This is a genomic window from Sphingomonas sp. IBVSS2, assembly GCF_002127225.1.
In the GTDB taxonomy this organism is placed as follows: domain Bacteria; phylum Pseudomonadota; class Alphaproteobacteria; order Sphingomonadales; family Sphingomonadaceae; genus Sphingomonas.
Genome location: NZ_NFUR01000006.1, coordinates 139,692 through 154,950 on the forward strand (window position 1 = coordinate 139,692; position 15,259 = coordinate 154,950).

Below are 15,259 nucleotides of genomic sequence, written 5' to 3' on the forward strand. Positions count from 1 at the left end.
TCAGTTCTGCCCGCCAGTTGCCAGAGGAAAGCGCTCCCCCAGCGCTTCCCATTCCGTCCGATGCCCGGTCGCGTGGTTCGCCATGCCGGGCCGGGTCAGGTAGCCGTTTCGCTTCCATCCCGCGTCGGCCTGCCATTTGGCGTAGCTGTAGATCGAGCGTGCCGGCTGTTCGTGCCAGCCGATGTTGACGGCCCAGTTCGTCGGAAAGAACTCGAGCGTTGCGTAAGGCAGGTGATCGTGGATCCACCAGGCGAGCCGGGTCCAATCGCCGTCGCCGGGGAAGGCATCGACAAATTCGGCCAGGACGATGCAGGCCATCGCGCCCATATGGCCGGCGGCATCTCGCCGGTCCCATATATGCGCGGCATAGTTCTTGGCGTTGCTTGCGCAGTTATGTCCCCTCTCGTTCCCGAGCTGGTTCACGGCGCATGAGCGATAGGCGGAGCGGATCGCGACGCGGCCGAACAGGCGCTGCAGCGGCTCAAGCAACTGCTCGCACAGCTGCGTTCCGGCCGCGACAGCCAGTTCCGGATCGTCCGGCGCATTGACCAGGCCATGCACCGCCGCGATGTCCGAAAACAGGAAGTCGCGCATGTAGAAATGCTGCGACAGTCGTGTGCGGCCGAAATCGTTCAGGCTGGCGACCCTCCACCCCGTCATCCCTAGGCTTCCGTTTTCCCCTTGCGTCCGCGCTTCGGCTTGGGCGCGGCTGAGCACGAACACCACGCTCGTGGACCCGTCAATCGGGACATGCGGCACGACTTCGCCACAGATGGTAGGTTCGGGCTGCGATGGTCCAGCTCAAAATAGATCATCGATGAACTCCGAGCCGGGGGAGACGCCCGAGAGCATTAACCTGTCTCTCGCGCGGGTTGCGGCAACGTAGAGGAGGTGGCGTTCGGTGTTCTGTACGGCTTCCAAATCGGCCATATCGCCGATGCCTGAAAGCCGCTCAGGATCTGGAAGGACGTCTTCGTCCAACGCCATCACGGCCACAGCGCGGAACTCCAACCCTTTTGCGTCATGCATGGTGACAACTGCAATTGAGTCGTCCGTCGTCTTCACGACCGCACGAGCACGTGCCAATTGTGCCTCGCCCCGGATCAGGATCGCCAGCTCGTATGCGGCGGTCTGCTCGTCCATTCGCGCGTGAAGCCATGCCGCTACCCCGGCGATCTCCGCGTCTTCGTCGTGGAACAGCTGCGCGATCGGTTCCGGGCCATCGAAAACAGAAACCGTTCCGCGCCGACTTTCCTCAATCCCGTCCTGGTCGAAAATCTCAGGCGCCAGTAGGCGATCGGCCGCATGGCGGATTTGATGCGAGGTTCGATAGCAGACCTTGAGGACCTGAGCGCGGCCGCGCACATTGAGCCCGAGCTTCGCCCAAGAGAAGGGCAGGTGGAAGATGCGCTGCCCAAGATCACCTGTGAAGAACAGTGCATCTCGGGTTCCAGTGCGTCCGGCTGCAGCGAGGAACCGCACTTGCGCTACAGAAAGGTCCTGCGCTTCGTCGACAACCACATGGGTGAACGGGAGCCGCCCACCATCGTCGATCCAGCGCGTAAGACGTCCGTACACATCGGCAAGCGTCACTGCACCGCGAGCTGCGAGCTCCTGGCGAACAAAGGCGAACACCGCCCACGCGCTCTCACGCTGTTTCAGGCCCAGCCGCGTGCGCCGCCCAATACGGGGCACCTGAGCATAGGCTTCCGCGTCGTGAAGTCCCCAAGCATCGACTAGCTCCTCCCACTCCTCAAGAAGAAAGGCGGGGCTGTGGCCGGTGCCGAGGCCGGCTTCAACCGCAACCCCGATCGCCGCGCTGATCTGAGCGGTCGTCGCCAAGTTCGGCTGGCCGAACGCCTGCGCGTAGAGTTCGTGAGCAGCCTGGTCGATCGCGCGTACTTTCAGTCTTTCGCGCACTTCGGGAGACGCATCGGTCATCAGGATCGCCTTGCCGTCGAGGCTGGCGGCGAGCGGCTTGGAGAAAGTCGTCAGTAGTACCCGTGAGTCCGGGCGGCGGGCTAGGTGAACCGCGCGATGCAGCGCAACAATCGTCTTGCCTGTGCCGGCTGACCCGGAAATGCGCGCAGGGCCCTTCCAGTCGCGGGTGACAGGTCCGCGTTGCGCAGGATGCAGGAATACTGCCCACTGTGCAAACGGGGCATCGAGCGCTGCCCTAAGCTCTTCCAGGCCCTCCACCGCGCGGAAGCGACGTTGCGCATCTGGATGCGAAAAGGGATCGGTGCCCGGCTCTGCCGGAGTTGCGATATGATCCTCGATCCGCCCGCCGGTAGCGAAATCAAGCAACGCCTCGGCCGCTTCATCCGGAAGCGAGGCAAAAAGACCATCGACGCTCGCCTCGTCGGCGGAGCGAACAGCCTCGAGCCAGTCACGCGGAACGCCGACATCCAGCAGTGCATCATCAGATAGCGTCGCGAACGGCCGGTGCGTCGCTACCGGTTCTGGCGCAGTTCCATGAACTCTCTCGGTGTAAACGAGACGCTCTTCGGTTCGCTCAACGACCTCGACGAGTTGCATCGCACCGGTCCGCTCATGTGGCACAAGCCGGCGCCGTTCGGCCCACCGATATGCTTCGTTATGATGCCCCACCCACGCCAACAACGTGTGGTCCCCGTCCTTATGCAGGACGATGCGAATGTCCTGGTTGACTCGCACGGTCCAGAAACCGGGCGCCGCCTCGACGCGGTGGAGCGACAGCCCATTGCCGCTCTCGTCCTGAGCCAAGTCGAAGGCAGTGATCTTCACCTGCTTCTGTTCAGCAGAGGTTAGGCGGTCGAGCGCCTTAGTGAAGGTCGAGGCGTAGAGGAGCGTCATTGCCGCTTGAGACGTCGCTCAATTTCGTCGAGCCGTTTACTCAGCGTGCCGATTGCCTCGAGAACTTCGTCTTCGTCATCTTCCTCCCAAGACTGAAAGAATTGCTCTGCTTCACCAAATTTGCCGCCTTGGCGATTGAGCGCGGGCTCGGCGGCCGCGATCAGGATAGCTTCTAGGTGGTTCAGTACCGCGTCGACAGGTGGTGCCGAGGGATCGCGCTCTTCAACATATCGTTTGCCGGCCTTGCCGACGACTGGATCTATTCCGAACCAGGAAAAACGCTGCCAGCGCTCTCCAAGGTGATCGGTCATGTGATTGTCGAGTCGGTCATAGAGGCGCTTATTTCCGTAGCCGGCTTGACCGACATAGAGAATTTTGAAGTTTTCGTCGTACAGAGCGTAGACGCCACGCTGGTATCGGAAGTCGATTGGGTCTTCCTTTACCCTTTGGCGCCCGAGCAATTTCCCCTGGTTGCCTTTACCGGGGCTTCCCCAGGTGATCCTGTCGGCGTGCCAGAATAGTCCATAATTCTGGAACAGCATCTACACCCCCACCACCTTCATCACCTCATCGCCAAGGTGGTTGATGACCTTCACCGCCACCCGGCGGCCCTTCGGCTTGTGGAAGGGGCGCGAGCGGGTGCGTTTCAAGCTTTCCCAGGCGTCGGCGTCGATTTCCGCCTTCAGCGTGGTCTTGAGCGCCTTGTAGGGATCGTTCGCGCCGGGGAAGTAAGCGTGGCGGACGAAGAAGCTCTCGTAGTTGTAGTCCGTGTCGATGAACCAGACGGCAATGTCGTCGGCGTCGCTGGCGACGATCTCGCCGCCCCTGTACATATCGATGCCTGCCACCTCGATGCTGATGCAGCCGTCACCCTCATCGTGCACCTGAATGTCCGGCTCGCCGAAGACGGTGAACAGGTTGCCGGCGCCCGTGCTGGCGAGGTCCGGCATATGCAGGTCCGGGTTGATCCGCGCCTGGAGCACGGTGAGTGCACCCATCCGATCAAACTCGGAGGCATGGGCGTCGAAGTTGAACGAGGCGGCGATCAGCAGGTCGAAGCCCGCCTCCATCGCCTCGCGGGCGGCTGCGGTCAGGTCGGCGCGGGAAACGGTGCCATATTCTGGCCCGATCAGGATCGCGGCGCGGCGCGTGGGGCTGTCTGATAGCGTGTCGCTTTCGCCCTCGGACGCCTGCCGCACCGCGCCTTCGGCACAAATGAAGCGGCCGGGCCAAGGCTTGAGCGAAGAGAACACCAGGCGATCGGCCTTGTGGGCCTGCTGCACGCCCGAGCGCTTCAGGTTTTCCAGCACCATCTCGGCAAAATCGGCGCTCTCGGACGCAGCGCCGGCCTGGCGCCGGCCTTCGGCTGCCTCCAGCTCGTCGAACAGGCTGTCGTCCACGTCCATCGCGGGGACGCGGTGCGGCGAGAGGCTCTCGACCGTGAACGGGCCGGCAACGCGGACGCGGCCCTTGTCCTCATAGGGCTGGTCGTAGAGATACTCCGTCTCCGCCTTGGCGGCGATCGAGGCATCGATCTCCTTCTGGCGTGCGATGCGCGCCTGCCACCAGGCGGCATGGGGCTCGGCCGCGGCGGATTGCTGCGCGGTGAGTTCGCGCGGGATTTCCCATTCCTGCCAGTCGGCGCCGAGCGTGGCGTTGATCGCCTGGCGCAGCGGCTCCAGTTTCGTCTGATAGGTCTCCCAGATCGTGTCGATCTCAGCATTATTGGCGATCGACTTGAGCGTGATGTGCGGCACGCGCTTGTAGACGAAGCCCTGGCGAATGCGGCCATAGGTGGGCGTGTCGGCAGGGACGGTGCGCGTGACCTTGCCTTCCTCCAACTGCCCCTCGCGGCTGTCGGCGAGCAGATACCAGGGATAGCGCGCGCCCATGATTCGCGCGCGGGCCAGCGCCAGCGCGACCCGGCTGGTATCCATCGTGATCCATCGCCGGCCCCATTGCTCTGCGACATAGGCGGTGGTGCCCGATCCGCAGGTGGGATCGAGGACGAGGTCGCCGGGGTCGGTGGTCATCAGGATGCAGCGTTGGACGGTTTTGCTGCCTGTTTGGACAACATAAACTTTTTCATCCGTGAAACTGCCCGTCCCCATATCGGTCCAGACGTTGCCTATTTCCGCCGCCCGGTAATCACCGATGAAGCGTATATACCTGAGCGAATTTGAAGCCGCGAAAACCCGGTTGGCTTTCGTCAGCCTCTCAGCGCCAGTCTCACCGGTTTTCCAGTACCCTTTGCCCGGCGTGAACGCCTTCCCTTTGAAGCTAATTGGAAAGCTGCCGGGCGGGCGTTGAGAAGTGAAATTATCGAGGCAGAAAACTTGTGCATCGCCATTTGCCGCCGCGAAATCCGACAGCTCCTGATCGCCAAGCCTCCGCACGTTCATGTCCGGGCCGAAAACGCAGCGATATACGCCCGAGTTGTCATCGCTAAGATTTTTATCTCTCAACGGCCGGCGGAATTTTGCTTTACCCTTGTCCTTGGCGAACCAAAGAACGAAGTCGGCCACTCCGGGCAAAAGTTCTGCGGTCTGACCGGCCGTCTTGGTGATGGTGATCGTGGCGACGCAATTCTCATCCCCAAACACCTCATCCATCAGCGCACGCACGCGATGGACATTCTCATCACCGATCTGCACGAACACCGACCCGCTCTCGGTCAGCAGATCGCGCGCCACGGTCAGCCGATCGCGCAGATAGGTGAGGTAGCTGTGGATGCCGTCCGCCCAGGTGTCGCGGAACGCCTTCACCTGCTCGGGCTCGCGGCTGAAATGGTCGGCCTTGCCGTCCTTCACGTCGCGGCTGGTGGTGCTCCACTGAAAGTTGGAGTTGAATTTGATGCCATAAGGCGGGTCGATATAGATGCACTGTACCTGACCCTTCAGCCCCTCGCGCTCGGCCAGGCTCGCCATCACCTTCAAGCCGTCGCCCAGGATCATGCGGTTCGACCAGTGCTGGTCGTGCTCGTAGAACTCGGTGCGCTGGTCTGGCTCGATCCCGTTGAAATCGGCGAACAGATCCGGCGCGGCCTCCGGCTCCTGGCGTCGCGCGCTGGCGCGCTTCAGATCTTCGACCAGCGCTTTGGGGTGGATCTTCTCCTGAATGTAGAGCGGCGGCGCCTCGACGATCAGATCGGACCAATCGGCCATATCCTTGCCGCGCCAGACGAGTTGCGGGTCCAGATCGGGGTTGCGACGCTCGTACGCCGCGCGGATCGGCGTCTTCACTTCCGGCGGCACGAACGCTTCCAGCTCCGCCGTGGGCGCGTTCAGGCGCGTCGCCTCGTCGTGCGTCAGAGTTTCAACGGTAAGCGGCTTCTTAGCCATCAGGCTTTGTCCTTGTCCTTCAGGCTGGCCGGGCGCTTCAGCGCGGTTTTCAGCCCGTCAATGTGCTCGAAAAGATCATCCGACACTGACTGCCAAAGCGGATCGAGAATGAACTGCAAGCCTTCGCGCCGTGCGAGCTTGGCGGCGGGTACGAAATCGGCGTCCCCCGCTACCAGGATGATCGTTGAAGCCAGGCGCTTGAGGGTGATCGAAGCGATGTCCAGGCCGATGCGCATATCCACCCCCTTCTGGCGTAGATCGAGCCGGATCATCCAATCCTGAAGCGCGTTCCAGTGCTTCGCCTGGGCCGCCAGTTCAGCCACGTCTGCGGCGCTGACGTTGATCGATCCGTCCGCAAGCGGCGGTATTGCAGCGAGTGTCTCGATTAGCGGCTTGGTGCGCAGAAGCTTGGTCAGTTGTTCGCTTTGAAGTGTCCAGCCGCTTAGCTTGCTAAGTGTGCCTAGTCGCAACGCTACGTTGCGTTGCTTGCGCATGAGATCGAATAGCTCACGCTGAAAAGCCGCCTGGTCACTCTTGGCATAATTTATCTGCTTGCGACTCAGCGGATGGTGCGCCTGTCCCTCGAAAGGGGGCGCGTCATAGTAGAAAATGCGATAGACGTGCTGATGCCAGTTGGAGCTGTCGTCATCCGTCAGGCGCTGCACATGCTCCTTGCACATCGCGCGGACGATCGCGACTACCTTTTTGGGCGTCAGCTTTTCGGGGTTCGCTACCAAGCGGGTCAGGCGCTTCGTCAGGAAGCCGCCATCGATAAGGATTGCGATTTCGCGGCTCATCCGTTCGCTCCCGCGAGGCGCAGAAACGAAAAGGCCCCAAGATTTCGGTAACGCTCTGGATGTTCGAGCGAACCTACTCTCAAGGGGCGGATGTAGGCGCTATGTAGGCGTGCAAATCCTACTTTGCAATTAAATTTATACACAGAATGTGTATCACTCACGCGACTGCCTCCCCCAAAGCAACCTCGTCCAGCCATGCCTCTACCTTAGCGGCGAACTCCGTAGCGATGGTCCAGACATCGGTGAACTCGGCAAAGCCCCAACGGCCATGCTCGCTGAGCGCGTTTACCCCCGGCACCCACAGGGTGCGCATAGTTTCAGCTTTGTCTTTGTCGTCTTCGTCACGCGCGCCCTTAATCTCGACCACGAGATTGAGCGGATCGTCGGGGCCATGGCCGTCATCGATGCGTAGGATGAAGTCCGGGCGATAGCGCTTCGCTTCCCCTCCGGCACTATAAGGCACTTCGAAGCCAAGATTATGGTTCTTAACCCAGGCGAGGACGCGCGGATGCTTGTCCGCAACGCGACAGAACTCAGCCTCCCAGTCGCTATCGATCACGGCGTAGTTTATGTGGCAGCGCTCGCCCGTTTCGTAGCGGTCCCTGCTCGTCATGAAGCTGACGTGTCGGGTGCTGCCTTCGCGGTTATAGGGATCCAGCATCGCGAGCACGCGCCCACCGCCTTCCTGCCCACGGGTGATCGCCGCCATGATCCGGTCGGCCACACGATCGGCGATGTTGTAGTAGAGGAGCTGCGCCGGCTGCGTACCTCCGGCCAGCACGAGATGATCGGCCATCCATTGGCGCACGATCGACTTCGCCTGGATGATGAGCCCGACATTGGGTCGGTCTCCCGTATTCGTCATTTTCCGCTTCACGATCCATTCGGCGAGTTTGAGGTGGATCGTAGCTGCGCGCGTGTCGGCGAGATGCTCGATGGTCAGATCGGCCGTTTCGCCAATGATGCCAGAGTTCACTGTCTCAGTCGCGCCAACCAGTTCGGGCGTTAGCTCGAGCGTCGAGTCGTTCGAAAAGGTCGCGGTGAGCCGTTCGCTCGGCAGCTCGGTGCGATAGCCCTCGACGCGCGGATAGCGGATCTCGGACGTGTCACGCGCCGGGCTGATTGCATGGACGCGGACCATGTTTTCGGGCGGTTTTGGCGGCGCAACGACGGGCTGTGCAGTGAAGTCGAATGGGATGCCCAGCACGTCGGCATATTCCACAGCGAAATGACCATCAGCCTGAAGCTGATACGATTGGCGCCGCAAGGCACGGCCGATCACCTGCTCACACAATAGCTGGGTACCGAATGCGCGGATACCGAGGACGTGCGTAACGGTATTGGCATCCCAGCCCTCGGTCAGCATCGAGACCGATACAACGCAACGAATGCCCTCGCCGAGTTGCCCCTTGCGCCCAACGGTATTCATCACCTCGCGCAGGATCGCAGCATCGTCGATCTTCTCGGCCGCAGCGCGATCACCGGTGCGTTGGATCAGCTCATCCTTGAAGCGTGCGATCTCGTCGGACGCAGCATCGCGAAAGTCGGTACTGATCGCTTCGCCGCTCTCAAGCTGATGGCTGTCGATCAGCAAAGTGCGCATTCGCGGGAGTGCGGATCCATCGGGATCGAAATTGCGGAACAGCAGGCATTTGCCTGTCACCGGCGTCACATTGCCGTTCGCGTCCTGAATTTCGTAGCCGGCGATATAGTCGTGGACGAGTTTCGATGTGGCTGTGTTGTTACACACGACGATGAACACCGGATCCACGCCAACGCCCGCCTCGCGCCAAAGCGCGTGCGTCTTCTCATAGTGTCCATAGAGCGCGTCGATCGCGGTCAGCAGCTCGTTGGGCAGCTTCTGGGGGTCAAGCCCCTTCGCATTGCCTCGGCCCTTTTTCGGCAAATGCTTACCGACATGATCCCACAGGTTGCGGAACATCGGTGTGTCGCCGCCTGGCACATTGTCCATCACCGGCACGCGCGGCAGCTTCACGATGCCGCACTCGATCGCATCCATCAGGCTGAAGTCGCTCATCACCCATCCGAACAGCGAGCCTTCCCGGTAGCCGGAGCCTCGCAGAAAGAAGGGTGTCGCTGACAGGTCGTAAACCATAGAGACGCCCAGCTCGCGCTTCACCGCTTCGATGCCGGAAATCCAAAGCCGCGCAGCCTCATTGTTCTCCCGGGCCTCGGCCAGTTCGTCGCCCTTCAGTTCCTCGCCGGGCAGCGGCGGGCGTTCCCGGTAGCAATGATGGGCTTCGTCATTGAGAACGACGATGTTCTTGAGGCCCATGAGCTCGCCCGCCACGCGACGGATCATCGCTCCATCGCTCTCCGGCTTCGGAGTGGTGCGAAGCGCGGCCTGCTGCACCTTGTTCAGCGGCACCTCGTCCTTCTTCTTGAAGGCATGATAATTTGTGATGACGATTTTTGCGCGACCAAGATCGAGCAGCATGTCCTCGGGTACGATCTCACGGCCCTTATAATAGCTCTCTGGATCGTTCGGCTGGAGGACCCGCAGTCTGTCCTTGATGGTGATCCCAGGGGCGACAATCAGGAAGCCCTTGGAGAAGCGTTTCGCGCTAGGGTGTCGCACCGCATTCAGCGTTTGCCATGCGATCAACATCGCCATGACGGTCGTCTTACCTGCGCCAGTTGCCAGCTTTAGCGCCATGCGCATGAGTTCTGGGTTCGACACGGCATTGGCGGCTTCGAGATGCGTCCAGAAGCGCTTGCCTTGCGAAGAAGACCGCGGAGCTACCTCGGTCAGCCAGATCACTGTCTCAACTGCTTCGACCTGGCAGAAAAACGGCTTCTGGTTGGCGAACTTGTGGGTGCGCCAGTGACGAAGCAATCGCGCGGTAGTCGCGGTTACTTGCCATTGGCTTTCGGGCAGTGTCCGCCAGCTCTCGACCGCGGACCTAATGCCATTGACGACTTCCGTCGGATTATACTCCTGGCCCGTGTCGTCGGCTAACAGGTCCGCCTGCATCGCCTTACCGCGGACCTTTCGCGCCTTGGGAATAGGCGACACAAGTGCACTGGGCCTACGACGAGACACGATTACGCTCGTCGGCTGGCCATTTCCATCAAGCTCCCAATGACGACCCGGCTCTTCATACGGAGAGTTCAAGATTGGCGACTGAAAAAAAGCTTCACTCATTCGAACATCGCCCCCGCACCCCGACCCTCTCCCGGCCGCCTCAGCGCGTTCCTGAATGGTTCTTGTAACCCAAGTCCGTCAAGCGCGACGCGATGATAAGTGTTGGCGGAAGTTCTGCTTTATGATCCATTACGGCGCGAGCGGGCGGGCGCTAGATGGCCGGCAGCCCTCCGGCGATGCCTATCGCGGCGGATGGAGCTTGCACGGGGGCCGTTTTGGGGGCGGACTCGATCGGTCCCGTAATAAAAATATTAATATTGAAGGCGTTGCTTGAATGGCGCCGGTGCTCTCTGTGTCAGCAAAGCGCCCCAATTCTGGTCGTTCGGCGATGGCGGTTCATCGCCTCAAAGCCGACGTTATTTCAGGCCGTTGCCCAGCAACGCGAGTATCACGAGATTAGCAATCGCTCGTTACCAATGATCATAAAGGTCGAGATCGATCTCATGGTGCGGACCGACCTTCTCATTGCGGATGACCCGAAATGCGCACCCCAGCGGTAAGATTGCTTCGTCCTCTTCTGGAAACTGAGAGTAGCGCGCTATCAAGCGTGGGGCGCGTTTTCCGTGCATTGAAATCCCGCTTTTTGGTTGAATGCGGAAAGTGACGTTTCCATCAAGGCAGGCATCGATACGCGTCGAGACCGATGTAAAGCTTGCCCAGACGAATTGCTGCCCGGGTATATATTTTTCTATCGTCTCAATAACGAAAGCTGCGCCTCGGAAGGTGACGCCGAGATGCTCTGGTTCATTTCGAATGATGGCATTGAGATGCGCAATCCACGGAACCAAAGGATGTGCACTCACATCTTCGCCATGATGGCCTTTGCGTAAGAGCGCGTTGACCTGATAATAAAGGCTACACTCCTCGGTGTATTGGCCAATGAGACAAGCGTTCATCGCTAATTCATCACTACACGCCTTGACATCTCCTCCTTGACGAACGAAGCCTGCGGCCTTGAGGCCGCTCGCGATGAGGTCTCGCACAGCAGGAAAATGCTCTTCAGCCGTGTAAGGTTTCTTTCCATCTAGCTCCAGATGGAAATGAAGCGTGTGTGCCGCCCAATAAGCGAGGCCATGCTTTTCGACTACGCCATCGAGTAAGAAATTTTCACACTCATATATTTCTAGGTTCTCGCTCAGGGTAAGGAATTCGCTGATTGGAGAACTAGACAGTCGATCACGCAAAGAGGCACTCCTCACCTAGAAACCCTTGATGCGCCTCAGTCTAAGTCGTTTCTTTCGATTTCACGACGCTCCGGCAATGGCCGTCAAACTACGTGCCAGTGAGCTGCGGGTTGACTACCAAAGGTACCTCGCACTCAACTACCTTGTAGTCGTGATCTCACTCTTGGCCGATGTCTCCGGTTTCTGGAGAGTTTCCGCGAAGCCAGAGATGCCAGATCGCGATGTCGCCCGGGGTGCTGCCACCGATTTCGCTCGGGTAGAAAAAAGGCCGTCCATGGCTGGAGGAGGCGGTTGGAAGCGAGGCTCCCGGGCTCGCAATCGGCAGCTCGCGCGTGTGCCAAGGATCTGTGTTGCCGGACATCGACCGTTCCAGCAACGGCGTCAGGTGGGCTTCTAGCGTGGAATCGTCACGGACATAGGCGATCATCACCGCCTCGCGATTGGCCCAAGCATACTGCCCCTCGACGAAACGGGCGAGTCCATTCCTGCAATATAGGTCGGCGCCTTTGGAGGTGGACCGGTCGATGAGCTTGCATTCCACGACGATGGGGAAGGAAGGATGGCGGCCTGTGAGAAATATGGAAAGATCAGGGCGCCGCTCGAGATGGGCGCCGTCGAAGCTGATGCTTTCCACCCCTCTCGCTACCGTTGATACCAGCTGGGTCCAGAGTGGATCACTAGATCGCAGATTGTTGAGTCTCGCGGCGAGCATCATGTTGATTTCGGCCTCATCGAGATCCAGCGACGTCGGCTGGTCTCGCATCAGGTCGAGCCAGACGCGGGTCACGGTCTCGAGAATGATATCGAGTTGTTCTGCCCCGACGGCGGCAAGCGGCAGTTTTTGGCCCGCGGTCAGTTCGGTCACGAGGTCCGGGCGGGGGCTGAGTACGGTACCCGTCACCGGGGCGTCGTTCCGGACAGAAAGGGCATATGATCCCAGACGAGCCGCCGCGCGACAAGGCGCGCTTGGCTCTCCGACCAGTAGCGCGCCTGGTTGAGGCGGCCGACGACGAGTCGGTTCGCATCTTGCGATGCATAAATGATCTCGGTCGCCGATAGCTGATCAGCGGCCGCGATCACCTCCGTCCAGGCTAGGTTCCCCGACTGAAGCGAACCAGCCAGTTCCAATGCTACGAAGCGCCAGGGAGACAAGAGCGGAGTTTCCAGTATCTTCACGGTGAACTCACGGCCGTAGCGTATGCCCCACGGCCCGAGGTCGCGGGCCAGCCGATCGACGAACCCGCCAAGTTCTAGGGGCGTCGCCGGTTCCTGCGCGGCTTTCACATTCGCGGCGAACGGGAGCCGGAAGCGAAGCGTGTCCTCGATGACAGCCAGATCATCCGCATCGAGACCATAAAGTTGGGCCACCCAGAGATCGACCGCCGCCCATCCTGCGTCCGTCTCGCGTTGCGCAAGAGTGTCGAACAATCGAGATAGGTGGAGCCTATCCTGGGATCCGAGGCATTCGAACCTGGGCAGAGGGATCTCGTCGAGAACGAATTTCTCCACTACCTCGCGTTCGAAACCGAAGCGCCCGCTCGTGATCAGAGCGTGCCACAATGCAATGCGGCTGCAGAGGATCAGGGAAAGATATTTGGCTAGGTCGCTATCGTCTGGATGATTATGGGTGCTGTAGCCGTGAAAGCTCTGGTTGAAGACGACGTCGCCGAGTGAGATCGTAGCCTTGATCCGCCCGTGCCGGACGGGAGGAGATTCTGCGACCAGCAATAGCGGTCCAGTGAATAGCGAAATCGGACGCGGGTCGTGTATCCGGTTCGCGGAGAACCGGTCAAAAGGCGAAACGTCGAGAAGGAGGCTGAGGTCGGCGCCCTTCGGAAGCTCGGGCAGGTGATGGAGGTAGGCGGCGGATGCTCCCGGCTCCTCCTCGCCCTTGCGGATGCGGCTACTTTTCCTGAGGCGCTGGTAGCCATTGCCCATGTTGCGCGGGCGCCCCTTCTCGGCGCCAAACAGTTCTGCCCAGTAATCGCGAAGCGTGGGCAGGCCCTTGCTGGCGATGCGATCGTACAACTCGAGGTCGAGCCTGGATCCGCGAAACAGAATCTTGAGAAGCTCGGGGCGGGCCCTGACATCGCGATTGGGCAGCACCTCGGCATTCGCTGCATCGACGCGCCAGTCTCCGCTGGCATTGAGCGGGCCCTCGAGATGGGGGCTTGTGAAGCGGAAACCCGCTCCGGGCGGAGGGGCTGTATTACGGGCGAAGAGTATGCAGAATGGAGCGGTGATTTCAGGCCAGACGCGGGTACGCCTCAGTTCGGTGCCATTCACGATGCCCGTAACATCAAGGGATGCGAGCAGCGCATTGCGCGCGTCGGGCATGGTCTCGCCGCGCTGGAATAACAGGCGGGCGTGGAGGGCGAAAGCGATCTGGCCGCCGGGGCGCGCCCATTCCATCGCGCGCCAGACGAAGGGAAGATCCAGAACCTCATTCGGTATCGGAGCGGCGAGTGCCGGTTCGCCCGAGCGCTGACGAGCGAGTCGCCGAACTCTTTCCTGAAGATTCGACCAGTTCGTGAGGCGCGTCGCCGTTGCCCACGGCGGGTTGCCGATGACGAGATCGTACCGGCCTTCATGTTCGGCCCCGACGGTATCGCCGAGGCTACCGAGCCCCTTGGGTTGTTCCGGGTCGTCGTCCGGGCCGGCGGTCAGTGAACCGACATTGCGAAGCACATTTGGCCGCAGATCGTCGAACCGTAATTTTTCGATCGGTTCGGGATTGGGATCAAGCTCGATCGAGATCAGATACAGGCCAAGTGCAGCAAAACGAAGCGCCGCTTCGTTGATATCGAACCCGGTGATCTGACCGTACAGGATCTCGCGTAATATCTTCGTGTCGGGACGTGAGCCGTCACTGCGCCAACGCTCGGCAACGAGTTGCCGGAACGCGGTCAGCAAGAACACCCCGGCGCCGGCCGACGGATCGAGCACTTTCACGCCATGCGTTTCGCCTTCGCGAGCCAGCGCGCCAAACGCCGCACGCACCATGAGGTCCGCTATATGGCGAGGCGTGTAATAGCCGCCTTCGTTGCGCTGGGTCTCGGGATCGCGATGGCTGAGATATCGCTCATAGGCCTGGCTGAGAACGCCTACTGGAATATGGGCGAAGTCGAGCTGGTCCCATTTCTCGTGCCATCCGATATGGAGCTGATTACCAGTCGCCCGTCGCAAGATGCTCCCAAGAATCCGGAACGCGTCGGATGGGAGCGAGCCGATCGTCTCAGAAGCGAGGGGAAGAAAATCGCCGTTGAAGGTTGCGTCGAGCCAGGCTGAGGCTGCCACCGCGCTTGCCGGTTCGTCGAAAAGGGCTGCCGCATCGCCATTTGCCAGCGCGGTGACCGCAAGAGGCAACATCTCCCGGTCCGCGAGGAAGCGGAGAAAGAGCGCCCGCCCGACGAGTGAGATCGCGTCGCCGCTCGCGACGTCCAGCCTGTCGAGATCATCCAGCGCTCCCGTGAGAAGCCGCAGGACGACCTCGCCGATCCAGCGGCGGCTCGCTGACAATCTCGGACGAATGTTGCCAAGATGGGGAATGACGATCTGTTCGTCGATCCCGAGGTCGCCGAGAGCCAGTCGCGCGCTTTCGGCCGGGCCATCGAGTGCGATGTCGTAGACGGTGAGCCTTCCGGCATCAACAACGACGAGATAGGGCGTGTCGCCTCGCATAGCGAGCACTCGGCGAATGCGCGCCAGCTGGTCGGCATTGATCGCGACGGAAGCGCCATCGACGAGAAAGAATAGCGGACGATCATGCCACTCGTAGACACCAATCAGCGGAGCCAGATCTGAATCCTCGGCCGAGCGCGCTGCGGTTATCGTCGCATAGGGCAGCAGCGCGGGGCCATCGCAATCGATCGGAATCAGCGAATCCGGTTCGCCGCCGTATCGGCGCAATATCTGATCTAGGGCCGCCATAGGATC

9 protein-coding genes are annotated in these 15,259 nt (G+C 60.7%); all 9 read right to left on the reverse strand.

From position 1 onward, the window contains the following. Complete coding sequence (locus CAP40_RS17980; RefSeq protein WP_218822173.1) at window positions 1-726, reverse strand: hypothetical protein; 726 nt, start codon at window positions 724-726, stop codon at window positions 1-3. 75 nt (window positions 727-801) lie between these two features. After that, window positions 802-2,835, reverse strand: coding sequence for a 3'-5' exonuclease (locus tag CAP40_RS17985; RefSeq protein WP_086130932.1), 2,034 nt, complete (start codon window positions 2,833-2,835; stop codon window positions 802-804). After that, window positions 2,832-3,377, reverse strand: coding sequence for a GIY-YIG nuclease family protein (locus CAP40_RS20260; protein WP_144034424.1), 546 nt, complete (start codon window positions 3,375-3,377; stop codon window positions 2,832-2,834). The genes CAP40_RS17985 and CAP40_RS20260 overlap by 4 nt, the downstream gene beginning before the upstream one ends. Beyond that, entirely contained in the window at window positions 3,378-6,176 is a 2,799-nt protein-coding gene (locus tag CAP40_RS17995) for a site-specific DNA-methyltransferase (RefSeq protein ID WP_086130934.1), read from the reverse strand. It abuts the gene before it with no gap. Then, the gene (locus CAP40_RS18000; RefSeq protein ID WP_086130935.1) at window positions 6,176-6,973 is read right to left on the reverse strand and encodes an NYN domain-containing protein; all 798 of its coding nucleotides are present in this window, start codon (window positions 6,971-6,973) and stop codon (window positions 6,176-6,178) included. The genes CAP40_RS17995 and CAP40_RS18000 overlap by 1 nt, the downstream gene beginning before the upstream one ends. A gap of 157 nt (window positions 6,974-7,130) precedes the next feature. After that, entirely contained in the window at window positions 7,131-10,139 is a 3,009-nt protein-coding gene (locus tag CAP40_RS18005) for a BPTD_3080 family restriction endonuclease (protein WP_086130936.1), read from the reverse strand. A 410-nt stretch (window positions 10,140-10,549) separates the two neighbouring features. Beyond that, complete coding sequence (locus CAP40_RS20265) at window positions 10,550-11,323, reverse strand: hypothetical protein (RefSeq protein WP_144034425.1); 774 nt, start codon at window positions 11,321-11,323, stop codon at window positions 10,550-10,552. Window positions 11,324-11,480: 157 nt separating this feature from the next. Next, the gene (locus CAP40_RS18010; RefSeq protein WP_256924349.1) at window positions 11,481-12,188 is read right to left on the reverse strand and encodes a hypothetical protein; all 708 of its coding nucleotides are present in this window, start codon (window positions 12,186-12,188) and stop codon (window positions 11,481-11,483) included. Between the two features lie 32 nt (window positions 12,189-12,220). After that, window positions 12,221-15,253, reverse strand: a complete 3,033-nt coding sequence (locus CAP40_RS18015) for a class I SAM-dependent DNA methyltransferase (RefSeq protein WP_086130937.1) — start codon at window positions 15,251-15,253, stop codon at window positions 12,221-12,223. Between the last annotated feature and the right edge of the window lie 6 nt (window positions 15,254-15,259).

Bases quoted from the DNA above. Each gene is read 5' to 3' on its own strand.
- CAP40_RS18000 (WP_086130935.1), bottom strand. From the start codon at position 6,973: ATGAGCCGCGAAATCGCAATCCTTATCGATGGCGGCTTCCTGACGAAG.
- CAP40_RS18015 (WP_086130937.1), bottom strand. From the start codon at position 15,253: ATGGCGGCCCTAGATCAGATATTGCGCCGATACGGCGGCGAACCGGAT.
- CAP40_RS17985 (WP_086130932.1), bottom strand. From the start codon at position 2,835: ATGACGCTCCTCTACGCCTCGACCTTCACTAAGGCGCTCGACCGCCTA.
- CAP40_RS17995 (WP_086130934.1), bottom strand. From the start codon at position 6,176: ATGGCTAAGAAGCCGCTTACCGTTGAAACTCTGACGCACGACGAGGCG.
- CAP40_RS20260 (WP_144034424.1), bottom strand. From the start codon at position 3,377: ATGCTGTTCCAGAATTATGGACTATTCTGGCACGCCGACAGGATCACC.
- CAP40_RS18005 (WP_086130936.1), bottom strand. From the start codon at position 10,139: ATGAGTGAAGCTTTTTTTCAGTCGCCAATCTTGAACTCTCCGTATGAA.